This is a genomic window from Allostreptomyces psammosilenae, from assembly GCF_013407765.1.
In the GTDB taxonomy this organism is placed as follows: domain Bacteria; phylum Actinomycetota; class Actinomycetes; order Streptomycetales; family Streptomycetaceae; genus Allostreptomyces; species Allostreptomyces psammosilenae.
Window position 1 is genome coordinate 2,653,434 of the sequence record NZ_JACBZD010000001.1, and the last position, 26,072, is coordinate 2,679,505.

General features: G+C 74.0%; 23 protein-coding genes. 13 read left to right on the forward strand and 10 right to left on the reverse strand.

Translation table 11 applies throughout. The features are described 5' to 3' along the window. Positions 1 to 143: 143 nt before the first annotated feature. Together FHU37_RS10760 and FHU37_RS10765 are read left to right on the forward strand one after the other, a co-directional pair. A complete protein-coding gene (locus FHU37_RS10760; RefSeq protein WP_246450801.1) occupies positions 144 to 1,793 on the forward strand; it encodes a glycoside hydrolase family 13 protein in 1,650 nt (549 codons plus the stop codon). Positions 1,794 to 1,961: 168 nt separating this feature from the next. Beyond that, positions 1,962 to 3,218: a LacI family DNA-binding transcriptional regulator gene (locus FHU37_RS10765; protein WP_179813980.1), complete on the forward strand. Its 1,257-nt coding sequence runs from the start codon at positions 1,962 to 1,964 to the stop codon at positions 3,216 to 3,218. Positions 3,219 to 3,928: 710 nt separating this feature from the next. Here FHU37_RS10765 and FHU37_RS10770 read toward each other — a convergent pair. Together FHU37_RS10770 and FHU37_RS10775 are read right to left on the reverse strand one after the other, a co-directional pair. Then, positions 3,929 to 4,291, reverse strand: a complete 363-nt coding sequence (locus FHU37_RS10770; RefSeq protein ID WP_179813981.1) for a DoxX family protein — start codon at positions 4,289 to 4,291, stop codon at positions 3,929 to 3,931. Between the two features lie 113 nt (positions 4,292 to 4,404). Continuing rightward, entirely contained in the window at positions 4,405 to 4,941 is a 537-nt protein-coding gene (locus FHU37_RS10775) for a cupin domain-containing protein (RefSeq protein ID WP_179813982.1), read from the reverse strand. Positions 4,942 to 5,021: 80 nt separating this feature from the next. Here FHU37_RS10775 and FHU37_RS10780 point away from each other — a divergent pair, with 80 nt between their 5' ends. The 6 genes from FHU37_RS10780 (at position 5,022) to FHU37_RS10805 (ending at position 11,725) form a co-directional block, all read left to right on the forward strand. Further along, entirely contained in the window at positions 5,022 to 5,957 is a 936-nt protein-coding gene (locus tag FHU37_RS10780) for a LysR family transcriptional regulator (RefSeq protein WP_179813983.1), read from the forward strand. A 90-nt stretch (positions 5,958 to 6,047) separates the two neighbouring features. Next, positions 6,048 to 7,046, forward strand: a complete 999-nt coding sequence (locus FHU37_RS10785; RefSeq protein WP_179813984.1) for an ABC transporter ATP-binding protein — start codon at positions 6,048 to 6,050, stop codon at positions 7,044 to 7,046. Further along, positions 7,046 to 7,840, forward strand: a complete 795-nt coding sequence (locus FHU37_RS10790) for an ABC transporter permease (protein WP_179813985.1) — start codon at positions 7,046 to 7,048, stop codon at positions 7,838 to 7,840. The genes FHU37_RS10785 and FHU37_RS10790 overlap by 1 nt, the downstream gene beginning before the upstream one ends. A gap of 196 nt (positions 7,841 to 8,036) precedes the next feature. After that, the gene (locus FHU37_RS10795) at positions 8,037 to 9,347 is read left to right on the forward strand and encodes a sensor histidine kinase (RefSeq protein ID WP_312892543.1); all 1,311 of its coding nucleotides are present in this window, start codon (positions 8,037 to 8,039) and stop codon (positions 9,345 to 9,347) included. 53 nt (positions 9,348 to 9,400) lie between these two features. After that, complete coding sequence (locus tag FHU37_RS10800; protein WP_179816179.1) at positions 9,401 to 10,054, forward strand: response regulator transcription factor; 654 nt, start codon at positions 9,401 to 9,403, stop codon at positions 10,052 to 10,054. A gap of 186 nt (positions 10,055 to 10,240) precedes the next feature. Continuing rightward, positions 10,241 to 11,725, forward strand: coding sequence for an APC family permease (locus tag FHU37_RS10805; RefSeq protein ID WP_246449738.1), 1,485 nt, complete (start codon positions 10,241 to 10,243; stop codon positions 11,723 to 11,725). Between the two features lie 505 nt (positions 11,726 to 12,230). Here the strand turns inward: FHU37_RS10805 and gltX are convergent. The 5 genes from gltX to FHU37_RS28055 form a co-directional block, all read right to left on the reverse strand. Next, positions 12,231 to 13,604: a glutamate--tRNA ligase gene (gene gltX, locus FHU37_RS10810; RefSeq protein ID WP_246450804.1), complete on the reverse strand. Its 1,374-nt coding sequence runs from the start codon at positions 13,602 to 13,604 to the stop codon at positions 12,231 to 12,233. 81 nt (positions 13,605 to 13,685) lie between these two features. Beyond that, positions 13,686 to 14,972 carry a glycosyltransferase family 4 protein gene (locus FHU37_RS10815; RefSeq protein WP_179813987.1) on the reverse strand — a complete coding sequence of 429 codons (1,287 nt, stop codon included), beginning with the start codon at positions 14,970 to 14,972 and terminating at the stop codon, positions 13,686 to 13,688. 10 nt (positions 14,973 to 14,982) lie between these two features. Further along, positions 14,983 to 16,512, reverse strand: a complete 1,530-nt coding sequence (locus tag FHU37_RS10820) for a glycosyltransferase 87 family protein (protein ID WP_312892544.1) — start codon at positions 16,510 to 16,512, stop codon at positions 14,983 to 14,985. A 66-nt stretch (positions 16,513 to 16,578) separates the two neighbouring features. After that, positions 16,579 to 17,337 (reverse strand): response regulator, encoded by a 759-nt coding sequence (locus FHU37_RS10825; protein WP_179813988.1) that lies wholly within the window; start codon positions 17,335 to 17,337, stop codon positions 16,579 to 16,581. Between the two features lie 61 nt (positions 17,338 to 17,398). Continuing rightward, positions 17,399 to 17,848: a hypothetical protein gene (locus FHU37_RS28055; RefSeq protein ID WP_312892545.1), complete on the reverse strand. Its 450-nt coding sequence runs from the start codon at positions 17,846 to 17,848 to the stop codon at positions 17,399 to 17,401. A 206-nt stretch (positions 17,849 to 18,054) separates the two neighbouring features. Between FHU37_RS28055 and FHU37_RS10835 the strand changes: the two genes are divergently transcribed. The 4 genes from FHU37_RS10835 to FHU37_RS10850 all read left to right on the forward strand — a co-directional run bounded on the left by FHU37_RS10835 (position 18,055) and on the right by FHU37_RS10850 (position 20,316). Further along, positions 18,055 to 18,993: a helix-turn-helix domain-containing protein gene (locus tag FHU37_RS10835; protein WP_179813989.1), complete on the forward strand. Its 939-nt coding sequence runs from the start codon at positions 18,055 to 18,057 to the stop codon at positions 18,991 to 18,993. Between the two features lie 150 nt (positions 18,994 to 19,143). Continuing rightward, the gene (locus FHU37_RS10840) at positions 19,144 to 19,341 is read left to right on the forward strand and encodes a hypothetical protein (RefSeq protein WP_179813990.1); all 198 of its coding nucleotides are present in this window, start codon (positions 19,144 to 19,146) and stop codon (positions 19,339 to 19,341) included. Between the two features lie 271 nt (positions 19,342 to 19,612). Beyond that, complete coding sequence (locus tag FHU37_RS27450) at positions 19,613 to 19,753, forward strand: PIN domain-containing protein (RefSeq protein ID WP_218904002.1); 141 nt, start codon at positions 19,613 to 19,615, stop codon at positions 19,751 to 19,753. A gap of 359 nt (positions 19,754 to 20,112) precedes the next feature. Continuing rightward, complete coding sequence (locus FHU37_RS10850) at positions 20,113 to 20,316, forward strand: DUF397 domain-containing protein (protein ID WP_179813991.1); 204 nt, start codon at positions 20,113 to 20,115, stop codon at positions 20,314 to 20,316. A 1-nt stretch (position 20,317) separates the two neighbouring features. Here FHU37_RS10850 and FHU37_RS10855 read toward each other — a convergent pair whose 3' ends face one another. After that, positions 20,318 to 21,760, reverse strand: a complete 1,443-nt coding sequence (locus tag FHU37_RS10855; protein ID WP_179813992.1) for a sensor histidine kinase — start codon at positions 21,758 to 21,760, stop codon at positions 20,318 to 20,320. Positions 21,761 to 21,887: 127 nt separating this feature from the next. After that, positions 21,888 to 23,297 (reverse strand): aspartate aminotransferase family protein, encoded by a 1,410-nt coding sequence (locus FHU37_RS10860; protein ID WP_179813993.1) that lies wholly within the window; start codon positions 23,295 to 23,297, stop codon positions 21,888 to 21,890. Positions 23,298 to 23,487: 190 nt separating this feature from the next. Between FHU37_RS10860 and FHU37_RS10865 the strand changes: the two genes are divergently transcribed. Next, positions 23,488 to 24,924 carry a gamma-aminobutyraldehyde dehydrogenase gene (locus FHU37_RS10865; RefSeq protein ID WP_179813994.1) on the forward strand — a complete coding sequence of 479 codons (1,437 nt, stop codon included), beginning with the start codon at positions 23,488 to 23,490 and terminating at the stop codon, positions 24,922 to 24,924. Between the two features lie 81 nt (positions 24,925 to 25,005). Here FHU37_RS10865 and FHU37_RS10870 read toward each other — a convergent pair whose 3' ends face one another. Continuing rightward, positions 25,006 to 25,962, reverse strand: coding sequence for a phosphoribosylaminoimidazolesuccinocarboxamide synthase (locus FHU37_RS10870; protein ID WP_179813995.1), 957 nt, complete (start codon positions 25,960 to 25,962; stop codon positions 25,006 to 25,008). Positions 25,963 to 26,072: the final 110 nt, after the last annotated feature.

Consider the following 26,072-nt stretch of genomic DNA (forward strand, 5'->3'; position numbering starts at 1 on the left):
GCACCGCGCACCGCCGACCGCAGGGGCGGCCCGCCGTGGCCGCCCCGGAACACCCTCCACGTGGGCTCCTGCCCCGTCCGCGTAGAACAGGACCACCCGTGCCCGAATCCGCGCCCGTCCGCACCACGGCCGACCAGACCGGTCTGCCCAGCGACGCCACGCCGCTCACGCAGGCCGGCACCACCGGAGCCGACGCCGACCGCGCCGCCTGGTGGCGGGACGCCGTGATCTACCAGGTCTACATCCGCTCCTTCGCCGACTCCGACGGCGACGGCGTCGGGGACATGGGCGGCATCCGGCAGCGCCTGCCCCACCTGGCCGACCTCGGCGTCGACGCCGTGTGGATCACCCCCTTCTACACCTCCCCGATGGCCGACGGCGGCTACGACGTCGCCGACTACCGCGACGTGGACCCGCTCTTCGGCGGCCTGGAGGACTTCGACGCGATGCTGGCCGAGGCCCACCGCCTCGGCATCAAGGTCATCGTCGACCTCGTCCCCAACCACACCTCCGACCAGCACCCCTGGTTCGTCGAGGCGCTGGCCGCCGAGCCCGGCTCCCCCGCCCGCGAGCGCTACATCTTCCGCCCCGGCCGCGGCGAGAACGGCGAACTCCCGCCCAACGACTGGGAGTCCGTCTTCGGCGGCCTGGCCTGGACCCGCACCACCAACCCCGACGGCACCCCCGGCGAGTGGTACCTGCACCTGTTCGCCCCCGAGCAGCCCGACCTGAACTGGCGCAACCCCGCCGTGCGCGAGGAGTTCGCCGACATCCTCCGGTTCTGGCTGGACCGCGGCGTGGACGGCTTCCGCGTCGACGTCGCCCACGGCATGTTCAAGGCCGAGGGGCTGCCGGACGTCGGCACCACCGGCCAGGCCGAGATGCTCACCACCGCCGTCCTGCCCTACTGGGACCAGGACGAGGTGCACGGCGTCTACCGCGAGTGGCGCGCCCTGCTCGACTCCTACCCCGGCGAGCGGATCTTCGTCGCCGAGGCGTGGGTGCCCAACGCCGAGCGGATGGCCCGCTACCTGCGCGCCGACGAGCTGCACCAGGCCTTCAACTTCGCCTACCTGCACGCCGAGTGGTCCGCCGAGGCGCTGCGCGCCGTCATCGACGACTCGCTGGCCGCCACCGCCCAGGTCGGCGCGCCCACCACCTGGGTGCTCTCCAACCACGACGTCGTCCGCCACGTCACCCGCTACGGCGGCGGCGAGCAGGGCACCCGCCGGGCCCGCGCGGCGGCCCTGCTGATGCTCGGCCTGCCCGGCTCCGCCTACGTCTACCAGGGCGAGGAGCTGGGCCTGGAGGAGATCCAGGACCTGCCCGTGGAGCTCATCGAGGACCCGCGCTACCACCGCACCAACGGCGAGGACCCGGGCCGCGACGGCTGCCGGGTGCCGCTGCCCTGGTCCGGCACGGCGGCGCCGTTCGGCTTCGGCCCCGAGGGGCTGGAGAAGGCCTGGCTGCCGGCCCCGGCCCGCTGGGCCGCGCTGACCGTCGAGGCGCAGCGCGAGGACCCCGCCTCGATGCTCTCGCTGTACCGCGAGGCGCTGCGGCTGCGCCGGCAGTGGGGCGGCGGCGAGCTGCTGAACTGGCTGCCCTCGCCGGAGGGTGTGCTCACCTTCTCCCGCGAGACCGGACTTGAGGTTACGGTCAACGTCACCGACAAGGACGTCGAACTGCCGGCACCGGGTGAGGTGCTGCTCGCCTCCGCACCGGTGGAGGTCACCGGCGGGGTGGCGCGCATCCCGGCCGAGACCGCGGTGTGGTGGCGGGGCGCCGGCGCCTGACCCGCGGCACCGCCCGCGCCCGACGCCGGTCGTCGGGCGCGGTGTGGACCCTCGGTGCCGGCGCCTGAACGCATCGGCGCCGGCACCGAGCCCCCGCACGGCGTCCCTTCCTCCTCTCCCGCCTGACGGCGAGGAGGGGCCCAGCGAACAAACGGATAGGTTGAGCCCATGACCACCCGACTGGCCGACATCGCCGCCCACGCCGGCGTCAGCGAGGCGACCGTGAGCCGGGTCCTGAACGGCAAGCCCGGCGTCGCCGCGGCGACCCGGCGGGCCGTGCTCGGCGCCCTGGACGTGCTGGGCTACGACCGTCCCGCGAAGGCGCAGCAGCAGCGGGCCGGATTGATCGGGCTGATCGTCCCGGAGCTGAGCAACCCGATCTTCCCGGAGTTCGCCGAGGTCATCGAGACGTCGCTGTCGATGCACGGCTGGACGGCGGTGCTGTGCACCCAGACGCCCGGTGGGATCACCGAGGACGACTACACCGACCTGCTGCTGGACCGCGGCGTCTCCGGGATCATCTTCGTCAACGGCCTGCACGCCGACACCCGCTCCGACCCGGGCCGCTACCGCCGCCTGGTGGACCGCGGGCTGCCGATCGTGCTGATCAACGGCTACATGGCGGGGGTGGACGCGCCGTTCCTCTCGCACGACGACGTCTCCTCGATGGAACTGGCGGTGACCCACCTGCACTCGCTGGGGCACCGGAGGATCGGGCTGGCGGTCGGCCAGGACCGGTACACCACGGTGGTGCGCAAGACCGAGGGCTTCCGGCGCACGGCGCGGCGGCTGATCGGCCGCGACCCGCTGGAGGAGGGCCTGATCATCAACACCCTGTTCTCGGTGGAGGGCGGCGCGGCGGCGGCCGTGCAGCTGTTGGACGCCGGCTGCACGGCGATCTGCTGCGGCAACGACCTGATGGCGATCGGCGCGATCCGGGCGGCCCGGTCGCGGGGGCTGCGGGTGCCGCAGGACGTGTCGGTGATCGGCTTCGACGACGCGCCGCTGATGGCCTACACCGACCCGCCGCTGACCACGGTGCGGCAGTCGGTGCGGGAGATGGGGCTGGCCGCGGTCGGCGCGCTGCTCGGCGAGATCGCGGGCGAGAAGGCGCCGCGCGGCGAGCTGATCTTCCGCCCGGAGCTGGTGGTGCGCGGCAGCACCGGCGCCGCGCCGGGCGTCGAGCCGGCGCCGGGGGCGGAGGGGACGCCTGGTGCCAAGGGGGCGCCGGGGGCGCAGGCGGTGGCTGGGGGACAGGCGGTGGCCGGCGGGGAGCCGGGAGCGCAGGTGGTGGCCGGCGGGGAGCCGGGCGGGGAGCCGACACCCCGCGCGGAGCCGTCGGGGGCGGAGGCAGCGAGTGCCACGGGTGCCGGCCCCGCGCTTTCCGGGGGTGCGGACGCGCCCGCGGCCAGCGAAGCGTCCTGAGAACGCTCTCAGCCCTCCCACGCAGGCCGCACCTCCCCACCCCAGCGCCTCCTCCAGCCCAGCGCCTCCTCCAGCCCAGCGCCCCCTCCAGCCCAGCTCGCACCCAGCCCAGCCCGCACCCAGCCCAGACCAGACCGCCAACAGAGTTATCCACAGGCCGCACATGGAGGGCTGCGCCGCGCCACCTCCCCATGGGATCCTGAAAAAGGGGCCCAAAAAGCCCCCCAAAGGGGGTTTGGGGCGAGATTCGGCAGCCCAACTCCAGCCCCGCCGGACGGAGTTATCCACAGGCGGCAAGTAGAGGGCTGCGGCGCACCTTCCCCCCGTAGGATCCTGAAGAAGGGGGTCGAAAAGCCCCCCAAGGGGGGTTTGGGGGGAAGTTCAGCAGCCCAACTCCACCCCCGCCGAAGGAAGTTATCCACAGGCGGCAAGTAGAGGGCTGCGGCGCGCCATCCCCCCGTGGGATCCTGAAGAAGGGGGTCGAAAAGCCCCCCAAGGGGGGTTTGGGGGGAAGTACGGCGGGCGGGTCGAAAACCCCCGAGTGAGGCCCGGGAAAAGGGGCGGGAGCCGTCTTCGGGGGGCGCGCGCGGTCATGGGCTCGGGCTCGCTCCGCCCGCCCGCTCGCCCGCTTCGCTCACCCGCTCACCCGCCCACTCCGCTCACCCGCCCACCCGCTCACCCCCTCACCCACCCGAGGGGGCACACGTGCTTCACACCCATGCGGTCGCCAGCCAGACGGTCACGGCCGCGACCAGCATGAGCGTGATGTTGAGGGCGATCCGGCGGTCTCCGAGGGCCAGGTGCACCCTGGTCGCGCCGATCTGCAGGGCCACGAAGCCGATCGCCGCGGCCAGGGCCAGCCAGGGCGCGACGCCGGTCAGCGGCGGGAGGATCAGCCCGATCGCGCCGAGCACCTCGATCAGCCCGATGGCCCTGACGGCCGGCATCGGCGTGCTGTCCACCCACGCCATCATCGGCCGGAGCCGCTCGCGGCTCCGTACCACCTTCACCCCGCCCCCGTACAGGTAGAAGAGGGCGAGCAGGCCGGCGACGATCCAATATGCGACGTTCATCAGTTCCCGTTCGTGGTGGCCAGTCAGAGTTCGCGTACGCGGTCACCGCGTGAACGCCGGCTCGGAGCACCCGCGACAGCCAGGAGCTCCGGAGGCGGTCACGGCCTCGGCCCCTACCCGAATTCGGCGGCGGGCTCGGTGGCGTAACGGCTCATCGCTTCGATGTTCGCCTTCGGGGTCAGTTCCCGGCCGCCCGCGATCATGTCCCGCAGGTCCCGGAAGTACCGCACGTACAGGTCCGGTGTGAACGTGCTGAGCATGACGGCCGGTTGGTCGGTCGTGTTGGCGAACGTGTGCGGCACCCCGGGCGGGACCATCACGAGCGTGCCCGGCGTCGCGTCGTACTCCTTCTCGCCGACGGTGAACCGCACGGTGCCGGAGATGACGTAGAAGCCCTCGTCGTGCTCGGCGTGACGGTGCTGCGGCGGTCCCGGTGTGTGCGGCGCGAGGACGGACTCGGCCAGCCCGAGGCGGTGCCCGGTGTGGCTGCCGTCCTCCAGGACGCGCAGTCGCGTGCTGCCCAGGAGGATCGTCTCGCCCTCGTCCGGGCCGACCACCGACACGGCGGGGGCTGCCACCGCCCCGGCGGGGGCTGTCACCGACACGGCGGGGGCCGCGGTCGGCCCGCCGGCCTTCGTTTCTTCGGTCATGCCTCGATTCCACGGCCGGAGCGCCGCGGCCGTCCAAGACCCGTTCCGCCGCGGCGATACCGCACGGGTATCGTCGCAGCGTGGAACTACGCACGCTGCGCTATTTCGTGGCGGTCGCCGAGGAGCTCCACTTCGGCCGGGCGGCCGGCCGGCTGCACATGAGTCAGCCGCCGCTGAGCCGGGCGATCAAGCGCCTGGAGACCGAGGTCGGCGCCGTGCTGTTCGTCCGGTCCCCCGCCGGCGTCACGCTCACCCCGGCGGGGGCGGTGCTGCTCGACGAGGCACGCGCCCTGCTCGACCAGGCGGACCGGGCGCGGGTACGCGTGGCCGCGGCGGCCGGCGCCGCGACCATCACCGTCGGCGTCCTGGGGGACGGCGCCGACCCTGGCGCGGCCCGGCTGGCCGCGGCCTTCCGCCGGCGGCACCCGCACGTCGAGGTGCGCGTCCGCGACACCGACCTGACCGACCCCACCTGCGGCCTGCACGCCGGACTGGTGGACGTCGCCCTGACCCGCGGGCCGTTCGACGAGACCGGCCTGGACGTGCGCGAACTGCGCGCCGACCCGGTCGGAGCGCTGCTGCGCGCCGACGATCCGCTGGCCCGCCGCGACAGCCTGCGGCTGGCCGACCTGGCCGACCGGCGCTGGTTCCGGTTCCCGGAGGGAACCGATCCCCGCTGGCAGTCGTACTGGAACGGCGGCCGGCGACGCGAGGGTCCGGTGGTGCGGGCGGTCCAGGAATGCCGGCAGGCGGTGCTCTGGAACGGCACGGTGGGCCTGACTCTCCTGGACCACGAGCCGGCGGACGGCCTCACCGTGCTGCCGCTGGTCGACATGCCGCCGAGCCGCGTGGTGGTGGCGTGGAGGGCGGGCGACACCGATCCACTGGTCCGCTCGTTCGTCCGGATCGCGATCGCGGCCTACCGCGATCAAGCGCCCCACCGGCGGCACCCCGACGGCCGCCCCACCGGCACCCCCGTCCCCGACCGCCGCGCCTGCCCTGCCGCGTCGTCATGACATCTGTCACCGCCCGGCCGTGCGGCGTGCACGCGGACCGGTGAGCGACCGCACTGCCGCCGGCGCCCGGCCGCCGGCAGGCTCGTGGGCATGGTGAATCCGATCGAGGTGGCCGGCCTGAGCCGGCGGTACGGCGGGCCGCAGGGCTTCGAGGCCGTGCGCGACGTCTCGTTCACGGTGCGCGGCGGGGAGCTGTTCGCCCTGCTGGGCACCAACGGGGCGGGCAAGACCTCCACGGTGGAGGTGCTGGAGGGGCTGGCGCGACCGTCCGCCGGCACGGTGCGGGTGCTGGGCCACGACCCGTACCGGGAGCGGGCGAAGGTGCGGCCGCGCACCGGGGTGATGCTCCAGGAGGGCGGCTTCCCGTCCGACCTGACGGCGGCGGAGACGCTGCGGATGTGGGCCGGCTGCACCACGGGCGCCCGGCCGGTCGCGGAGGCGCTGGACCTGGTGGGGCTGGCCGGGCGGGCGGGGGTCGCGGTCAAGCGGCTGTCCGGCGGCGAGCGGCGCCGGCTGGACCTCGCGGCGGCCCTGTTGGGCCGGCCCGCCGTGCTCTTCCTGGACGAGCCCACCACCGGCCTGGACCCGGAGAGCCGGCGCGCCACCTGGGACCTGGTGCGTTCCCTGTTGAACGAGGGGACGACGGTGCTGCTGACCACCCACTACCTGGAGGAGGCGGCGGAGCTCGCCGACCGGGTGGCGATCATGCACGCCGGGAGCATCGTGCTCTCCGGCACCCCCGCGGAGATCGCCGCGGCGCAGCCGTCGTCCATCTCCTTCGAGCTGCCGGTCGGCGTGACCGTGGCGGACCTGCCGGCGCTGTCCGGCGAGTGGAGCACCGGCCCGGCCGGGCGGACGTCGATGACCACCGCGCGGCTCCAGGCGGATCTCGGCGCGCTGCTGGCCTGGGCCGACGCCCGTGACCTTACGTTGCCGGGGCTGGACGCCCGCTCCGGCTCGTTGGAGGAGGCGTTCCTCGCGGTGGCCCGGCGGGAGCGTGCGACGGCGGCCGGCCCGGCCGCGAAGCGGGGCGGCACGGCCCGACGCGGGTTCGGCCGGCGCGGCGACAGGAACGAGGTGGCGGCGTGATGGCGGTGTCCCGACTGGTGGCCATGGGCAGGGCGGAGCTGCTGCTGTTCGGCCGCAACACGATGGTGGCGTTCACCGCGCTGGTGCTGCCCGCGCTGTTCGTCTGGATGTTCTACGGCATGGCGGAGAGCGGCTCGCTGCCGCTGTCCGAGTCCGCCCTGGGCAGCGGGGAGTTCCTGCTGACCGGGATGATCGGCTTCGTGCTGCTGCTCGTCGTCTACCAGAACATGACGAGTGTGCTGGTGGGACGGCGCGAGGAGCTGGTGCTCAAGCGCCTGCGCACCGGGGAGCTGACGGATCCGGAGATCCTCACCGGCACGGCGCTGCCGTCGGTGGCGCTGGCGCTGGCGCAGACGGTGCTGGCGGTCGGGGTCGGCGCGGCGCTGCTGGACGTGCGGTTCCCGGTCAACCCGGTGCTGCTGGTGGTCGCCGTGCTGCTGGGCACCCTGCTCTGCGTGCTGCTGGCGGCGCTGAGCTCGGCGTTCACCCGGACCGTGGAGATGGCGCAGATCACCACCCTGCCGGTGTTCATGGTGTGCATGGTGGGGTCGGGTCTGACGGTGCCGCTGGACGTCCTGCCGGAGACGGCGGCCCAGGTGTGCCGGCTGCTGCCGCTGACGCCGGTGGTCGAACTGGCCCGACTGGGCTGGCTGGGCACGACCGGCGAGAGCGCCCCGGTGGGTTTCGGCGGCACGATCGTGGCGGCCTGGCCGCACCTGCTGGTGCTGGCGGCCTGGCTGCTGCTCGGTCTCCTGGCCTTCCGCCGCTGGTTCCGCTGGGAGCCGCGGGGCTGAGTCGCCCGGCTGAGTCGCCCGGCTGAGTCGCCTGGCCGAGCGGGGAGGTGACCGACCGGGGCGCCCAGGAGCGCGAGGGGGCTGCTGGACGGCCCGGTCGGTGTGACACCGTGGCGGGGGACGACCGACGTCCCCCGCCCCCGCCGTGCGCCCACCGCCGTCCGTCCGCCACGCCCAGCCAGTCCAGGAGGCCGCCGTGCCGAACCGCCTGCGGGCGCGCTGGTCCAACTGGGACCAGCTGCGCCGTTTCGACTTCTACACCCGCTCCTCGCTGTACTTCGTGGTGCTGATCGAGCCGCTGGGTGTGGTGGCCGCCGCGCCGGCGCTGGCCGAGTTGTCGAGCGGCCTGCTCTCCGCGATCGTGCTGTCGGTGCTGGCGCACATGGTGCTGGTGATGCGGGTGACCTCCAAGGAGCTGACCCGTCACACCCGCGGCGGCCGGACCGAGCGGTGGTCGGTGATCGGGATGCTGGGGTCGGCCACCGTCTGCGTGGTGTCGCTGACCTTCGCGTTGCAGCCGCTGCCCCCGGAGTTCGGCGCCCCGGTCGGTGGCGTGCAGTCCGTGGTGATGTCGATGACGGCGGGGTGCTGCTCGCTGCTGCCGGCCGGCCGGTGGGCGCGGTTCGGGCTGATGTGCGTGGTGCCGGCGGCCAGCGACGTGGCGCTGGTGCTGGCCGGCGGACCGATGTCGGCGTTGGTGGTGCTGACCGTCGCCGCCGGCGTCAGCTGTGCGGCCGTCGTGGCCGGGTACCGGCTGACCGTGTGGATGCTGCTGCTGATGATCCGCCTGGACCGGGCCAAGGACAGCCAGGCCCGGCTCGCGGTGGCCGAGGAGCGGCTGCGGTTCGCCCGGGACCTGCACGACGTGCTGGGCCGCAACCTCTCGGTCGTCGCGCTGAAGAGCCAGCTGGCCGCCGAACTGGCCCGGCGGGGGCGGCCGGAGGCGGCGGAGCAGATGGACGAGGTGCACGCCATCGCGCAGGAGTCGCTGCGCGAGGTGCGCGAGGTGGTGCGGGGCTACCGGTCCACCGACCTGGCGGTGGAGCTGGCCGGCACCCGGGCGCTGCTGGACTCGGCGGGGGTGCGCTGCCGGGTGATCGGCGAGGGGACGGAGCTGCCCGTCCCCACGCAGGAGGCGCTGGCCTGGGTGGTGCGGGAGGGCACCACCAACGTGATCCGGCACAGCTCGGCGAGGAACTGCACGGTCGCGTTGGAGGCCACGGAGGGGGCGGTGACGCTGGTGATGGAGAACGACGGGGTGACGGCGGAGCGCGCCCGGTCGTCCGGCCCGTGGGGCGGTGCCGGGGGTGGTGCCGGCAGCGGGTTGACCGGGTTGCGGGAGCGGCTGGCGGCTCAGGGCGGGGTGATCACGGCCGGCCCGCTGTCGCGTGGCCGCTTCCGGCTGACCGCCCGGATGCCGTACCCGTCCGGGCCGGTGCCCGCGTCGACCGGCGGGGATGCGTCCGGGACGCGCCGCCCGGACGCGGTGGACGCCGTGATGGACTGAGCGCGCTCGGGGAACGGGTGGACGGCACGGCGAGGATGGACGGGACGACGGACATGGGCGCGGGGAACGGTGCGGGAGACGACTCGGGGGGCGCCACCGGCCGGATCCGGGTGCTGCTGGCGGACGACGAGCACCTGATCCGCGGGGCGCTGGCCGCGCTGCTGGCGCTGGAGGACGACCTGCTGGTCGTCGCGGAGGCGGCCTCGGGGCCGGAGGCGGTGGCGGCGGCCCGCGCGCACCGCCCGGACGTGGCGCTGCTGGACCTCCAGATGCCGGGCCTGGACGGGGTGCAGGTGGCCGCGGAGCTGTCGCGGGAGCTTCCCGGGTGCGCCTCGGTGATCGTGACCAGCCACGGCCGGCCGGGTCACCTGAAGCGGGCATTGGCGGCGGGGGTGCGGGCGTTCCTGCCCAAGACGGTGTCGGCGCGGGTGCTGGCGGAGGCGGTGCGCACGGTGCACCGGGGCGGGCGCTACGTCGATCCGGAGCTGGCGGCGGAGGCGATCAGCGCCGGTGACAGTCCGCTGACGCCCCGGGAGGCGGACGTGCTGGAGCTGGCGGCGGAGGGGGCGCCGGTGCAGGAGATCGCCCGGCGGGCGTCGCTGTCGGCCGGCACGGTGCGCAACTACCTGTCGGCGGCGGTGACCAAGCTGGGCGCGGCCAACCGGCACGAGGCGGTGCGGATCGCGCGGTCCCGCGGCTGGATCTGACGCGGAATCCACACCCTCCCAGCCCTCCGACTAAATCCGCACACCGATCCGAGTTACGCCACCGATTCCGTCGCATTTCGCGATCTGTAACACGCAAAAGTCTTGCTGCGCCCACCGGCCTCCGGTAGAAATCAGCAGGTCGACGCCCCGCGCCGGGGCCCGCGCCCGCCTGATCGGAGGACGCTTTTGTCACAGACACATCTGCGGTCCGAACGCCCGGAACCCCACCGAGCGGGCGCGGCGGCGCCGACGCGGCGGGCGACGGCACCGGGCGCGCACCCGGGGCCCACGCCGACGGCCGCCCCGCCGCTGAGACGATCGATCGGCGTCGCCGGCGGCACCCTGCTGACGCTCTCCTGCGTCACCCCGGCCTCGTCACTCTTCGTCATCGTCCCGGGGCTGTTCACCGACCTCGGCACCGGCACCGCACTGGCCGTGCTGGTCGCCGCGGTCATCGGCGTCGGCGTGGCGCTGTGCTACTGCTCGCTGGCCAGCGCGGTGCCCAGCGCCGGCGGCGAGTACGCCATGGTGCACTCGGTGACCGGACGGCTGACCGGCTGGCTGATGTTCGTGCTCTCGCTGATCCTGGTGATGATCATTCCGCCGATCATCGCGCTGGGCACCGCCGACTACCTCGCCCCGATCCTCGACGTCGACGCGCAGTTGGCCGGCGCGGTGGTGATGCTGGCGGCGATGCTGGCCGGCCTGCTGGACCTGCGCGCCAACGCCTGGATCACCGGCGTCTTCCTGGTGCTGGAGGTGGCCGCGGCCGCCGTGGTCGCCGTGCTCGGCTTCCGCAACGCCGAGCAGTCCCCCGATGTGCTGGTCCGGCCGGTGATCAGCGACGGCGCCGGCCTGGAGCAGGCGCTCACCGCCGGCGCGATGGTGGCCGGGCTGGCCGTCGCCCTGTTCGTGCTCCAGGGCTTCACCACCGCCGTCTACCTCTCCGAGGAGATGGTCCGTCCGCGCCGCACCGTGCCGCGCACCGTGCTGTGGACGCTGGGCATCAGCGCGGCGATCATCCTGCTGCCGGTGGTCGCCATCACCCTGGCCGCCCCGGACGCCGGCGCGCTGGTCGACGCCGACCTGTCCGCCATGGTCCAGGCGTGGAGCAACTCCGCGGTGGGGACGTTCGTCAGCCTGTGCGTGGCGCTGGCCATCATCAACGCCTGCATCGTGATGGTCATCCAGAACTCCCGGGTGCTGTACGCCTCCGCCCGCGACGCGGCCTGGCCGGCGCCGGTGAACCGGGCGATGACCATGCTCAACCGCCTGGGCTCGCCCTGGCTCGCCACGCTGGCGGTCGGCCTGCCGGGCGCCGTGCTGTGCTTCGTGCCGGTGGAGACGCTCAGCGGGGTGACCGGTGTGGCGGTGGCGCTGCTGTACTTCGGGGTGGCCGCCGCCTGCGTCGTCTCCTGGCGACGCGCCCGTACCGCCGCCGCTGCCCCCTCCGCCGCCACCCCTGACCCGGACCGCGTCCGGGTGCCCGGCGGACCGCTGATCCCCGTGGTGCTGCTGGTGATCCTGGGGTACGTGATGGCCGTGCAGGCCCCGCTGGACCTGCTGATCACGGCCGGCATCCTGCTCGCCGCCGCCGGCTACCACCAGTTCTACCTGCGCCGCCACCCGGACACCCGCTGGCTGGTCACCGTCCCGGAGGAGGAACGCTAGCCCGCCCGGGCCCCGGCTCCCCGACCACCGACCGCCGACCGCCGACCGCCGACCGCCGACCACGAGCCTCCAGGCCGACAGCGAACCCCGAACGCCGGGGGCGGCACCCGCTGCGGGTGCCGCCCCCGGCGTTCCACACCTGTCCTCGTTCCCGGCTCACGCCATCGCGCTCTCCCACCCATCCTCCGTGTGCACGGTTTCAGGTGAGCCGATGTTCAGGGGGGAAGGTGCAGCGCCCACCTGGTGGAAGGTGCAGCGCCCACCAGTTGACCTGTGCACATCCCGAGTTATCCACAGCCGCCGGAAAGGGGGCTGTGGAACCCCCCTGTTTGTGAAAGCCTTGAAATAAGGGGTCCCCCTTCGGGCCCCCTAGGGGCGTTCTTCCCAAAACAGAAGAACGAGACATACCCGCCACGGACCCGCTCCCTCATCCACACCCAGGTGCGGGCCCGTCCCGGCGCCCTCAGGCCTCAGCCCTCAGGCCTCAGCCCTCAGGCCCCAGCCCTCAGCCCTCGGTGGCCAGCCGGGCCAGGGCGGCGTCGATGCGGCGCAGGGTGCGCTCGCGGCCCAGCACCTCCAGGGACTCGAACAGCGGCAGCCCGACCGTGCGGCCGGTCACCGCCACCCGGACGGGGGCCTGGGCCTTGCCCAGCTTCAGCCCCAGCCCTGCGCCGGCCTGCTCGATCTCGGTCTTCAGGCCGTCCGCGGTCCAGGCGGCCCCGGCCAGCCGCTCCCGGGCGGCCCGCAGCATGTCGGCCGCCCCGGCCTTCATCGCCTTGGCCCAGGACGCCTCGTCGATGTCGGGCTCGTCGCGGAACAGGAAGTCCACGTAGCCGGTGATCTCGCCGAGCAGTTGGAGGCGGGTCTGCGCCAGCGGCGCCACGGCGGCGAACGCCTTCTCGTCGAAGGCGTCCTCGGCCCAGGTCGCGTGCGGCGCGGTCAGCCACGGACGGCAGGCGGCCAGGAACTCCTCGGTGCCCAGGGCGCGGATGTACTCGGCGTTGAACGCGGTGAGCTTCTTGACGTCGAAGAACGCCGGCGCCGAGCCCACGTCCTCGATGCGGAAGAGCCGCTCCAGCTCCGCGTACGGGCGGATCTCCCGGTCGTCGCCCGGGCCCCAGCCGAGCAGCATCAGGTAGTTGACCATCGCCTCGGGCAGGAACCCCTCGGCGAGGTAGTCCTCCAGCGCCACCTTGTCGCGGCGCTTGGACAGCTTCTGCCGCTTCTCGTTGACGATCACCGGGAGGTGCGCCCACACCGGCGCCCGCTCCGCGCCCAGCGCCTCCCACAGCAGTTGCTGCTTCGGGGAGTTGGACAGGTGCTCCTCGCCGCGGATCACGTGGGTGATCCGCTGGTCCATGTCGTCCACGACGTTCGCCAGGAGGAACACCGGGGTGCCGTCCCCGCGCGCGACGACGAAGTCCTCCATCGACGCGTTCGGGAACTCCGGCTCGCCCCGGATCAGGTCGACGACCCGGGTGACACCCTCGTCCGGGGTGCGGAACCGCAGCGCGCGCCCCGGCGCGTACTCCAGGCCGCGGTCCCGGCAGTGACCGTCGTAGCCGAGGTGCTCCGAGGCCGTCCGCTCCTGCACCTGCTCCCGGGTGCAGTCGCAGTAGTAGGCGGCGCCGGAGGCGAACAGCCGGGCCGCGGCCTCGCGGTGCTTGTCGATGTTGGCGGACTGGAAGTACGGCCCCTCGAAGGCCGGGTCATCCGCCGCGATGCCGATGGCGGCCAGCGCGCGGACGATCCCCTCGGTCCACTCCGGGCGGTTCCGCTCGGCGTCGGTGTCCTCGATCCGCAGGACGAACCGGCCCCCCTGCTGTCGTGCCACCGCCCAGTTGTAGAGGGCGGAGCGTGCGCCGCCGACGTGGAACATGCCGGTCGGCGAGGGAGCGAAACGAACGCGGACGGTACTGGACATGCGTCCGAGGATAGTGCGCGGACTTCCCTCGACGCGCTACCGCTCCCGCCCGGCCGGGCCGGAGCACGGCTGCCCGGCGGACGACTGCCCGGCGGACGACTCACGCCAGGACGACTGCCCGGCGGACGACTGCTCAGGCACAGGGAGGGACGACCGCCCAGGCACGGGGACGGTCGACCGCTCAGGCAGGGGGACGGTCGGGTCGAGGAGACCGGCGAGCCGGGCGTGGGAGGCGTCCCAGCTCCACTCCCGCTCCACCCAGGCGCGGCCCCGCCGTCCCATCGCGCGGGCGCGCTCGGGGTCGGTGAGCAGGGCGGCCAGTCGTTCGGCGACGGCCTCCGGGCGGGTGCCGTCGACGACGTGTCCGGTCACGCCGTCCAGCACGGCGTCGACGGCGCCGCCGGAGTCGCCGACCAGCACCGGCAGGCCGCTGGCCGCCGCCTCCAGGTAGACGATGCCGAGCCCTTCGGCCTCCAGCCCGCCCTTGCGGGTGCGGCAGGGCATGGCGAAGACGTCGGCGGCGGCGAGGTACGGCGGCAGGTCGCGGTGCGGCCGGCCGCCGGTGAAGACGACCGCCCCGGCGGGCAGCAGCCGCCCGGCCAGGGCGCGCAGCCGCGCCTCCTCGGGTCCCTGGCCGACGATCAGCACGGTGGCCTCCGGGACGGCCCGCCGGACCAGCGGCAGGGCGCGGATCAGGGTGTCCTGCCCCTTCCTGGTGACCAGCCGGGAGACGCAGGCGATCACCGGCCGCCGCCCGTCCAGGCCGTGCCGGGCCCGCACGGCCGCCCGGCCGGCGGTGTCCGGGCGGAACAACTCCGCGTCCACCCCGGGCACCAGCCGCACCATCCGGGCGCGCGGGCCCAGCGCGGGGGCGATCCGGGCCCGGGTGTACTCGCCCAGGTAGGTGACCACGTCCACCCCCTGGCCGATCCGGCGCAGCGCCTGGCGGGCCAGCGGGGTCCGGGCCCACCAGATCTCGTGGCCGTGGCTGGTGGCGACCATCCGCCGCACCCCGGCGCGGCGCAGCGCCGGCGCCAGCAGGGCGAGCGGGGCGGCGGCGCCGAACCACGCCCGGTCGCAGCCGTGCGCGCGGGCCAGTTCGGCGGCCCGGCGGGCGGTGCGGGGCGTGGGCAGCAGGGTGTGGGCGCGGTCCCGCACGACTGGGAACGGCAGCGTGGCGTCGAACGCCGCGGCGCCGGGCTCGGCGGAGGTGTAGACGACCACCTCCTCGGCCGGCATCCGCGTGGTGAGCTGGTGGACGAAGGTCTCGATGCCGCCCTGCCGGGGCGGGAAGTCGTTGGTGACGACGAGCGTCGATCCCATGGCGTGGGCCTCACTTCCGGCGGGGGGACGGGACGGGCCGGTTCGGGACGGTGAGCGGGCGGGAGCGCCGCACGGCGGCGGGCTGCGCCGGGAGGAGAAGGCGGCGGAGTGCGGGGAGGAGACGGAGTGCGGGGAGGCGCGGCGCGGGGAGGCGCGGCGCGGGGAGGCGCGGCGCGGGGAGGGGGAGGCGGCGTCCGGTGGCCAGCCGGGGCCACAGCGCCAGCACGATCGGCAGCGCCAGGTAGCCGAAGCGGCTGGCCGGGGCGAGCAGGAAGGCCACGGTGAGCCCCACGGCCAGCACGTCGCAGGCGCCCACCGCGTCCGCCGGCGGCCGGCGCAGGAGCCGGACGGCGACGGCCACTGCCCCCGCGGCGAGCAGCGCCAGCGCGGCCGCCCGGCCGGCCCCGCCCAGTTCGGCCAGCAGGTGGCCCGGCAGCGGGCTGGCGGCCGGGGTGGGCAGGTCGGCCAGCCCCAGCGGGAAGCGGAAGACCTGCTCGACCGTCGGCCCCGGCGCGGTGATCGCGAACGGCACGGTCAGCACGGCGGCGACGGCGGCCAGCACGGCGGCGCAGCGGACGGCGGCGCGCGGTCCGTGGGCCCGCCACAGCAGCACGACGGCGACCGGCGCCAGCGGCCAGGCCGTCCACTTCAGCGCGCAGGCGAAGCCGGCCACCGTCCCGGCCCAGCCGGCGCGGCCGCGCCCGGCGAGCGCCAGCGCCAGGCAGCAGGCCCCGGTCAGCGGCAGGTCGATGCCGCTCACCGCCATCGGGAACGCGACCAGCGGGGAGGCCGCGAGCGCGCCGAGGGCCAGCGGCAGCGGGGTCAGCGGCGCCGGGGGCGACGGCCGGGCGGCGTGGCCCGGCGGACGGGAGCGCAGCAGCCGCCAGCTGACGGCCAGGCAGCCGAGGAGGAACGCGCCGGACCACAGCCGCGGATCGCCCAGCAGGCCGGTCAGCGGGCCGGTCAGCGCGCCGGCCGACGGGTCGGCCGACGGATCGCCCAGCACGGCGGCCGGGAGGCCGAACAGCGCCATCGCCGGCAGGTAGGGGTTGTAGTCGTTCACCTCGCCGGGGTGCGGCAGGTACGGGCTGCCGGTCTCCAGCAGGAGGTCGGCGGAGCGCGCGACGACCAGCACCTCCGGCTGGCCCTCCCCGCGCGCCGCCAGCACGGCGAGCGGCAGCACGGCCGCGCCGAGCGTGGCCACCGCCACCGCCACCGCCACGGCCGCGCGGGCGCGCGGGGCGCGCGGGGCGCGCGGGGCGCGCGGGGCGCGCGGGGCGCGCGCCGCCGGGAGCAGCGCGGCGGCCAAGCCGGCCAGGGCGTAGCCGGCGGTGGCGATCAGCCCCCAGGTCCGGTGCGGGGCCTGGGTGGAGGTGAGGAAGAAGGCGAATGCCCAGCCGGCCGCGAGCAGGCAGCCGACGGCCCACGGCGCGGTGGTGGGAAGCCGACGCCGGCCGGACTGACGTCGGGCGGGCCGCTCGGGAGCAGTTGGTGGGCAGGAAGGGACGGACGGAAGCGGAGGGGACAGCGTCGCAGACACGCCGATGACGCTAAGTAGCCGCGAACCGCCCCGTCGTCACACTGTGGAGTCCTCTTCGGGTCCCTCTCAGGTGGCGCCCCCGTCACCCTCGCCGGGGCCTCCCGCCTCACCGGGCCCCGCGTCTCCGGTCAGCCCGTTCTCGAAGGCGAACACCACCGCCTGGGTGCGGTCGCGCAGCGACAGCTTGGTGAGGATGCGGCCCACGTGGGTCTTGATGGTCTCCTCGGAGAGGAACAGCCGCTGCCCGATCTCGGCGTTGGACAGGCCGCGCGCCAGCTGGCGCAGCACGTCCAGCTCACGCGGGGTGAGCGCCTTCGCCGCCTCGGGGCGGAAGGCGCCCGAGCGGCGCCGCCGGGCGAACGTGCCGATGACCCGCTTGGTGACGGAGGGGGAGAGCAGCGCGTCACCGGAGGCGACGATCCGCACGGCGGCGATCAGGTCGCGCGCCGGGGCGTCCTTGAGCAGGAAGCCGCTGGCGCCGAGCGCGAGCGCCTCGTAGACGTACTCGTCCAGGTCGAAGGTGGTCAGCACCAGCACCTTGGGGGCGTCCTCGGCCGGGTCGGGGCCGACGATCCGCGCGGTGGCGGCCAGGCCGTCCATCTCCGGCATGCGGATGTCCATCACGATGACGTCGGGGGCGAGTTCGCGGGCCAGCCGGATCGCGTCGAAGCCGTTGGCGCCCTCGCCGACCAGCTCGATGTCCGGGGCGGACGCCAGCAGCGCGCCGAGGCCGTCCCGGACCATCTCCTGATCGTCCACCAGCACGACCCGCACCCGCCGCCCGGACGCGTTCCCGTCCGGGCGCTGCGGAAGGTGATCTGTCATGCCGAAAGCCTACGGAGCGCGGTCCGGCGGCTACCCGGCCCGCCGTCCACCCGGCCACCGTCTAGCCCGCCGCCGCCATGGCGATGGGGACCGGCACGCCGTGGATCGTCGGTGGCACGACGTCGATCCCGTCCAGCGCCAGCAGCAGGGCCGCCCGCCGCTGCGCCTGCAGGCGCTGCTCCTCCTCACGCTGCCGTGGGTCACGCTGCCCTGCGTCACCCTGCCCTGCGTCACCCTGCCCCGGGTCACGCAGCAGGTAGGGGCGGATCAGGGCGACCTCCTCCCCGTCCAGCGGTGCCCCGACGGCGCTGGCCTCGGCGTAGGGACTGCGCGGCGCCTTCGCGATCTCCTCCCGGTACCGCCGGGTGGTCGGCGGCTCCGGCGAGGAGGGCGCGGGGGGCCGACGGTGGGGCGCTGGCCCGAGGCGGCGATGGCGGCCGCTGGCCGGCAGGCAGAGGGCGAGAACCGCGAGGATGGGCGCCATGAGGGCACGCGCGATAAAGTGACGCACGTCGTCAGCTCCTTGACCATTAGCTGGTGACCGCGCCCCGGGGGTGTTCCAGCACCCGCCGGGGTTCCGTCTGTCGTTGTGAACGCGAGACTAACACAGAGTCAGCGCCCGGTAACCGGAATCGTCGACACCGTTACGTTCGGCGCGCACCCGCGTCCGGTGAGCGGGCTTGAGTCTCCCCCGTGGGGAGACCCGAGGGTGTGGGCATGGACGGCGACACGCTCTTCACGATCGGCGACCTGGCCCGGCGGACCGGGCTGACGGTCAAGACCATCCGGTTCTACTCCGACACCGGGATCGTGCCGCCGACGGACCGCAGCCCGGCCGGCTACCGCCTCTACGACATCGACGCCCTCGCACGCCTGGACCTGGTGCGCACCCTGCGCGACCTCGGCCTCGACCTCGCCGCCATCCGGCGGGTGCTGGAGCGCGAGGTCTCGGTGTCCGAGATCGCGGCCGCGCACGCCGACGCACTCGAGGTGCAGATCCGCACCCTCCGGCTGCGCCGTGCCGTGCTGCGCGCGGTGGCCAAGCGGGGCTCCACCCTCGAGGAAACGGACCTGATGCACAAGCTCGCCAAGCTCTCCGACGAGGAACGCCGACGCCTCATCCACGACTTCATCGACGACACCTTCGGCGGCCTGGACGCCAACGCCGAGTTCGTCGACATGATGCGCTCCGCCATGCCCGAACTGCCCGACGACCCCGAGCCCGAGCAGGTGGACGCCTGGGTGGAGCTCGCCGAACTCACCCAGGACCCGGACTTCCGCGCGGCGGTGCGCCGCATGGCCGAGTACCAGGCCGCCGAGCGGGGACGGGGCGACGGCACCGGCCTGCACCACGAACTCACCGAGGCCGTCCGCGACACCGTCGGCCGGGCACTCGACGCCGGCACCGCCCCGGACTCCGCCGAGGCCGCCCACGTCGTCGCCGCCCTCACCGCCCGCTACGCCCAGACCTTCAACCGCCCCGACGACGCCGACCTGCGCACCTGGCTGCTGACCCGCCTGGAGGTCGCCAACGACCCCCGCACCGAGCGCTACTGGCACCTGCTGGCCTCGATCAACGGCTGGCCCCTCCCGCCCACCCTGGCCCCGGTCTTCACCTGGTTCACCCAGGCCCTACGCACCCACCCCGAGCCGTAGGTTCCGGACCCGAGGGTCCCCGCGGTCCGACCACCGGCCGCGGGGATCCTGAGGGCGACGCACGTCGGGATGAAAGCCGCGTGCCGCACAGCTTGGCGCCCTATGCTGGTTCTCACTGGCCCGGCAATCCCATCCACACTGGAGGTTCCCGTGAACGCACCTGCCGCGGACCACTCCGGTTACCCCGCGCCTCGGCCCCGGTTGTCGGTCGAGGAATTGCTGGCGGCCAAGAACACCCAGCCGATCCGCTCACTCGACGACCTCACCGCCGACACCTTCGAGTCGGATGAGGAACTGGAAGAGTTTCTTGCGTTCACGTACGCGGAACGCCACCGGGACGCCGCCTGAGCCGTCATGCAGCCCGTCCTCCTCGACACCGACGTCGCCTCGCTCTCTCACAAGGGCAAACTCACCGGATCACTGGCTACTCGGCTGATCGGCCGCAGGCCCCTGATCACCTTCGTCACTTTCGGTGAACTGACCAAGTGGACCGAAATCCGCCACTGGGGAACCCGCAGCCGCCAAGAACTCGCCGACTGGCTCTCGGGCATCCCGATCCTGCCCGGTGACGAGGCTGTTGCCGCCACCTGGGGCCGCCTCTCCGCCGCCGGCATCCAACGTGGACGCCCGCGGCCCGATCAACGACATGTGGATCGCGGCCTGCGCCATCACCTACGACCTGCCCCTCGCCACGCTCAACTTCAAGGACTACGACGACTTCCAGGCCCACCACGGCCTGCGCATCCTGGGTGCGGAATAGCCAGATAGCGGTGAGCGGAAACCCGGCCCGGCGCGGGATGCGAAGGCCGGGGTACGCCGCTGAGCCCCGTACACATCCGCGCCGCGATCATCGCCCGCCCGGACAGGTAGCCGGGTATCGATCTTCAGGTCCTGCCGTTCGCGATCGGAGCGTCCGGCGCATATTCCAAGCCCGTCGCCGTGCTGGCCTGCGAGGACTCCCCACGGTGCTCTATGCGGATGGTCCGGGGGAGGCCGCCTGTATGACTCACCGAGAACGGTCGCCCTGCACCTGGACTCCTATGCTCGGCTCAGGGCACACGCGCTGTCGCCTGAGGGGTCGATGGACCTCATCGAGACTCTGCTGAAGGAGTACAGAACATGAGCCACGATGTCGCCATCGGTACCGCTCGATGGGTCAAGTCCTCCTACAGCGACGGCGACGGCGGCGAGTGCGTCGAGGTCGCCCTCAACATCGCTGCCTCCGGCGTGGTGCCCGTCCGGGACAGCAAGGACCCGGACGGCCCGATCCTCGTCTTCTCCGCCAACGACTGGGTCCACTTCGTGTCCGCACTCGGGCGCTGACTCATCCCTCTCGGGCGGGGGGAGTTTCGGGGCTGCGAAGCGGCAGTTCGGCCAGGATCTCGAAGCCGCCTTGCCCTGTCGGGCCGGCTTTCAGGGTGCCGCCGAGCATCGTGGCGCGTTCGCGCATGCCTACCAGGCCGTGGCCGCCGCCGGAGGGGCCGGGGCTGTCCGCGTCCCGCGTCGCCTCGCCGGCGCCGTCGTCGGTCACGCGGATGCGCACGGACTCGGCCGACCTCGTCACCTCGATGCGCACCCGGGCGCCGGGGGCGTGGCGGCCGGCGTTGCTCAGGGCCTCCTGGACGATCCGGTACGCCGAGACGTCCACGGCGATCGGCAGCGGCTCGCCACTCTCACCGCCCCCGCCCCCGCCTCCGCCCAGCATGGTGAGGTCCACCGCCATCCCGGCGTCGCGGGCCGCGTCCACCATCCTCGGCACCTCGGCCAGCCCTGGCTGCGGTGCCAGCTCCACCGGGTCGTCCGCGTCGCCCTCGCGCAGCAGCCCCACCACCCGGCGGATCTCGGTGAGCGCCGTCGTCGACGCCTCCCGGATGGCCTCCAGCGAGCGCAGCGTGCGTTCCGGCAGGCCCGGCTCGCGGTAGGGCGCCGCCTCCGCCTGGATCGCGATCATCGACATGTGGTGCGCCACCACGTCGTGCAGTTCGCGCGCGATCCGGGCGCGCTCCTCCAGCACGGCCTGCCGGGCGAGGTCCCGCCGGCGTCGCTCCTCGGCCTCGGCCAGGTGGCGTTCGGCCTCGCGGCGGGAGCGCTGGCCGCTGCCGTAGGAGAGCGCGGCCACCACGACCAGCGCGAGCAGCACCGCCACCGCCAGCGGCATCGCGGTGACCAGCATGGCCGGCACGACCAGGGCGAGGACGCTGACCGCGCCCATGCCGTCGGCGACCCGCCGGTCGTGTGCCCGGGCGCTCAGGGCGAGCAGCAGCGGGTAGGCGACGCAGGAGGCGAACGGCCACGGCCAGTTGCTGGTCTGGGCGGCCCACAGCGAGAGCACCATCCCGACCAGGGAGATCCGCCAGGCGGTCAGCGGGCGCCGCTCCACCAGCAGCAGCGGCAGCACCTGGAGGACGCCGAGGGCCCAGGCCAGCGGCACCGTGGAGACCTCGATCATGCCGGTGAGCTGCCCGGTCGCGGTGCCCGTGCCGATCAGGACGGCGGTGACGCCGAGCGGGCGCCCCACCCGCAGCCGCCACCGGGGCATCGGCGGGGGCGGCGGGGCCGGCCGGGCGGGCTCCGCCCACAGCGCCAGCCGGACGGCGGCCGGCCACCACCGGGCGCGTTCCGCCACGGAGCGGCCGGCGCCGGGACCGGGACCCGGGGTGATGCCGGGACCAGGAGCGGCGCCGGGACCGGGGGTGGTGCCGGTGCCGGTTGCGGGACGCGGGTCGGTGCCGGGGGCGGCGGGGTGGTGGCCGGGGGAGGATTCCATAGCCGTCGCAGCGTATTCCGGGCGGCGGGCGCGGTGCGTCCCCCGTGGGCCGGTGGGGTGCCTCCCCCGGGGGAGCTACCCGCGGGAGCCGCCTCCCGGCGGACGGCTCCCGGGAGGACGTCCGCCGCTAGATCAGCTTCCAGGCGTCGGTCAGCACCGAGCGCAGGATCTGCTCGATCTCGTCGAAGGTGGACTGGTCGGAGATCAGCGGCGGCGCCAGCTGCACCACCGGGTCGCCGCGGTCGTCGGCCCGGCAGTACAGGCCGTTCGCGAACAGCGCCTTGGACAGGAAGCCGTACAGGATCCGCTCGGACTCCTCCTCGTCGAAGGACTCCTTGGTGGCCTTGTCCTTGACCAGCTCGATCCCGTAGAAGTAGCCGTTGCCGCGCACGTCGCCGACGATCGGCAGGTCGAGCAGCTTGGCGAGGGTCTTGTGGAACGCCGCCTCGTTGTCCAGGACCCGCTGGTTCAGGCCCTCCCGCTCGAAGAGGTCGAGGTTGGCGAGCGCCACGGCCGCGGAGACCGGGTGGCCGCCGAAGGTGTAGCCGTGCAGGAACGTCTCGCCACCGCCGTAGAACGGCTCGGCGATCCGGTCGGAGATGATCGCCGCGCCGATCGGCGAGTAGCCGGAGGTCATGCCCTTGGCGCAGGTGATGATGTCCGGCACGTAGCCGAACTTGTCGCAGGCGAACGTCGTGCCCAGCCGCCCGAACGCGCAGATCACCTCGTCGGAGACGAGCAGCACGTCGTGCCGGTCGCAGATCTCCCGCACCCGCTGGAAGTAGCCGGGCGGCGGCGGGAAGCAGCCGCCGGCGTTCTGCACCGGCTCCAGGAAGACCGCGGCGACCGTCTCCGGCCCCTCGAACAGGATCTGCTGCTCGATCTGGTCGGCCGCCCACCGGCCGAACGCCTCCGGGTCGTCGCCGTGCACCGGCGCCCGGTAGATGTTGGTGTTCGGCACCTTGTGGGTGCCCGGCACCAGTGGCTCGAACGGCGCCTTCATCGCCGGCAGCCCGGTGATGGACAGGGCGCCGTGCGGGGTGCCGTGGTAGGCCACCGCCCGCGAGATCACCTTGTACTTGCTCGGCCGGCCGGTGAGCTTGAAGTACTGCTTGGCCAGCTTCCAGGCGGTCTCCACCGCCTCACCGCCGCCGGTGGTGAAGAACACCTTGTTGAGGTCGCCGGGCGCGAGGTGGGCGAGCCGCTCGGCCAGCTCCACCGCCGTCGGGTGGGCGTAGCTCCACACCGGGAAGAACGCCAGCTGCTCCGCCTGCCTGCGGGCGGCCTCGGCCAGCTCGGCCCGGCCGTGGCCGGCCTGCACCACGAACAGCCCGGACAGCCCGTCCAGGTACTCGCGCCCCTCGCTGTCCCAGATGCGGGTGCCCTGACCGCGCACGATGGTGGGCACCGGCGCGTCGGCGTAGGACGACATCCGGGTGAAGTGCATCCACAGGTGGTCGTAGGCGGCCCGGTCCCTCTCGCCGCGCTCCGTCGTGGAGGCGACCGAACCGCTGAAGCTCTCGGCGCTGACGCTCATCTCGTACCCCAGGTGTAGGTCTTGGCCACCCTCGCACTCTGACATTCGGGCACGACCGGACGCAAGGATTCCGTTGCTCATACCCGCCGAACGTGTCGGTTTTCGTGGAATTAACGGCATGCTGCTGACGGATTCCTCAGCCCCGTTCTACGCTGTCCAAAAGCTGGACGCGAGGAGGCGAGGAGTGCCGATGAACACCCTCCGGGTGCTGCACAACGTCGTGAACGGCAAGCCGCAGGCCGCCGCCGACGGCCGGACGTCCGAGGTGGTGAACCCGGCCACCGGCCGGGCCTACGCGACCGCGCCGCTGTCCTCGGCGGCCGACGTCGAGGCCGCCATGCAGGCCGCCGCCGAGGCCTTCACCACCTGGCGCCGCACCACGCCGTCCGAGCGGCAGCGCGCCCTGCTCAGGATCGCCGACGCGGTGGAGGAGCGCGCCGAGGAACTGATCGCCGCGGAGGTGGAGAACACCGGCAAGCCGGTCGGCCTCACCCGCACCGAGGAGATCCCTCCGATGGTCGACCAGATCCGCTTCTTCGCCGGCGCCGCCCGGCTGCTGGAGGGCCGCTCCGCCGGCGAGTACATGGAGGGCCTCACCTCCTACGTGCGCCGCGAGCCGGTCGGGGTGTGCGCGCAGGTCGCGCCGTGGAACTACCCGATGATGATGGCGGTGTGGAAGTTCGCCCCGGCCATCGCCGCGGGCAACACCGTCGTCCTCAAGCCCTCCGACACCACCCCGGCCTCCACCGTGCTGCTGGCCGAGATCGCCAACGAGATCCTGCCGCCCGGCGTGTTCAACGTCGTCTGCGGCGACCGCGACACCGGGCGCGCCATGGTGGAGTCCGAGATCCCGGCGATGGTCTCCATCACCGGCTCGGTGCGCGCCGGCCGCGAGGTCGCCCACGGCGCCGCGGCCGGGCTGAAGCGCGTGCACCTCGAACTCGGCGGCAAGGCGCCCTGCGTGGTGTTCAACGACGCCGACCTGGCCGCCGCCGCCCAGGGCATCGCCGAGGCCGGCTACTTCAACGCCGGCCAGGACTGCACCGCCGCCACCCGCGTGCTGGTCGCCGACGAGGCGCACGACGCCTTCGTCGAACTGCTCACCGAGGCCGCGCAGAACACCCGCACCGGCGCCCCCTCGGACACCGAGGCCGCCTACGGCCCGCTGAACAACCCCACCCAGCTGGCCCACGTCACCGGCATGCTGGAGCGGCTGCCCGCGCACGCCACCGTCCTCACCGGCGGCCACCGCGTCGGCGAGGAGGGCTACTTCTTCGCCCCGACCGTCGTCGGCGGACTGCGCGAGGGCGACGAGATCACCCGCACCGAGGTGTTCGGGCCGGTCATCACCGTGGAGCGGTTCACCGACGAGGCCGAGGCGGTGCGCCGGGCCAACGACGTGGAGTACGGGCTGGCCTCCTCCGTGTGGACCCGCGACCACGCCCGCGCCCTGCGGCTCAGCCGCGACCTGGACTTCGGCTGCGTGTGGGTGAACACCCACATCCCGCTGGTGGCCGAGATGCCGCACGGCGGCTTCAAGTCCTCCGGCTACGGCAAGGACCTCTCCGCCTACGGGCTGGAGGACTACACCCGCGTCAAGCACGTGATGAGCAGCCTGGAGGGGTGAGCCCCCGCCGCGCCGGCCGGTCCGGGGACGTTGACCCGAGACCGGCCGGCGCTGGGCCGCGGACGAGCGCTCCGGCCCTGGTCAGCGCCAGGTCAGGGTGGTGAGGCGCTCGTAGGCCTCGATGTACTTGGCGCGGGTGCGCTCGACGACCTCGTCCGGCAGCGGCGGGGGCGGGGTGTCGGCGGCGCGGTCCCAGCCGGAGGCCGGCGAGGTCAGCCAGTCCCGGACGTACTGCTTGTCGAACGCCGTCTGCGCGCGGCCCGGCTGCCAGTCGTCGGCCGGCCAGAAGCGGGAGGAGTCGGGGGTGAGCACCTCGTCCGCCAGCACGATCCGGGGCTCCTCACCGACGGCGGCCGGTTCCGCCGCCAGGTCGGCGGTGCCCGCCGCCTCCCCCGGCTCGACGCCGAACTCGAACTTGGTGTCCGCCAGGACCAGCCCGCGGTCCAAGGCGATCTCCTTCGCCCGGCCGTAGATGGCGAGCGTGAGGTGGCGCAGCCGCGCCGCGGTCTCCGCGCCGACCGTGCGGGCCACGTCCTCGTAGGTGACGTTCTCGTCGTGCTCCCCCACCTCGGCCTTGGTGGCCGGGGTGAAGATCGGCGCGGGCAGCTCGCTGCCCTCCTCCAGCCCCTCCGGCAGCGCGATCCCGCAGACCGTCCGCGACTGGCGGTACTCGACCAGGCCGGAGCCGGCCAGGTAGCCCCGGGCCACGCACTCCACCGGCAGCATCCGCAGCGGCCGGCAGACCAGCGTGCGGCCCTTCCAGTGCGCCGGGGCGGCGTCCGGCAGCTCGGTCGAGATCACGTGGTGCGGCACCAGGTCGGCCAGCCGCTCGAACCACCACAGCGACAGCTGCGTCAGGATGCGGCCCTTGTCGGGGATCTCCGTCGGCAGCACCCAGTCGTAGGCGGAGATGCGGTCGTGGGCGACCATGACCAGGTTGCCGTCACCGTCCCGGTACAGGTCGCGCACCTTCCCGGTGTGCACATGGGTGAGGCCGGGGACCTGCTCCGGCTCCGGCACGGTCACGAATCCGCTCATGGTGGCGTGGCACTCCTCTGCTGGGGCTCCCCCCGAGTCCGAAGTCTGCCACGCCACCGCGGCGGGCGGCCGGGGTGGGCCGCGCCGGTGCCGGCCGTGGGCCAGCCGCA

Coding starts and splice junctions, on each gene's coding strand:
- FHU37_RS10870 (WP_179813995.1), bottom strand. CDS start 25,962: ATGAGCGGATTCGTGACCGTGCCGGAGCCGGAGCAGGTCCCCGGCCTC.
- FHU37_RS10765 (WP_179813980.1), top strand. CDS start 1,962: ATGACCACCCGACTGGCCGACATCGCCGCCCACGCCGGCGTCAGCGAG.
- FHU37_RS10815 (WP_179813987.1), bottom strand. CDS start 14,972: ATGGGATCGACGCTCGTCGTCACCAACGACTTCCCGCCCCGGCAGGGC.
- FHU37_RS10860 (WP_179813993.1), bottom strand. CDS start 23,297: ATGAGCGTCAGCGCCGAGAGCTTCAGCGGTTCGGTCGCCTCCACGACG.
- FHU37_RS10775 (WP_179813982.1), bottom strand. CDS start 4,941: ATGACCGAAGAAACGAAGGCCGGCGGGCCGACCGCGGCCCCCGCCGTG.
- FHU37_RS10850 (WP_179813991.1), top strand. CDS start 20,113: ATGAGCCACGATGTCGCCATCGGTACCGCTCGATGGGTCAAGTCCTCC.
- FHU37_RS10785 (WP_179813984.1), top strand. CDS start 6,048: ATGGTGAATCCGATCGAGGTGGCCGGCCTGAGCCGGCGGTACGGCGGG.
- FHU37_RS10770 (WP_179813981.1), bottom strand. CDS start 4,291: ATGAACGTCGCATATTGGATCGTCGCCGGCCTGCTCGCCCTCTTCTAC.
- FHU37_RS10790 (WP_179813985.1), top strand. CDS start 7,046: ATGGCGGTGTCCCGACTGGTGGCCATGGGCAGGGCGGAGCTGCTGCTG.
- FHU37_RS10835 (WP_179813989.1), top strand. CDS start 18,055: ATGGACGGCGACACGCTCTTCACGATCGGCGACCTGGCCCGGCGGACC.
- gltX (WP_246450804.1), bottom strand. CDS start 13,604: ATGTTCCACGTCGGCGGCGCACGCTCCGCCCTCTACAACTGGGCGGTG.
- FHU37_RS10865 (WP_179813994.1), top strand. CDS start 23,488: ATGAACACCCTCCGGGTGCTGCACAACGTCGTGAACGGCAAGCCGCAG.
- FHU37_RS10825 (WP_179813988.1), bottom strand. CDS start 17,337: ATGACAGATCACCTTCCGCAGCGCCCGGACGGGAACGCGTCCGGGCGG.
- FHU37_RS10855 (WP_179813992.1), bottom strand. CDS start 21,760: ATGGAATCCTCCCCCGGCCACCACCCCGCCGCCCCCGGCACCGACCCG.
- FHU37_RS10800 (WP_179816179.1), top strand. CDS start 9,401: ATGGGCGCGGGGAACGGTGCGGGAGACGACTCGGGGGGCGCCACCGGC.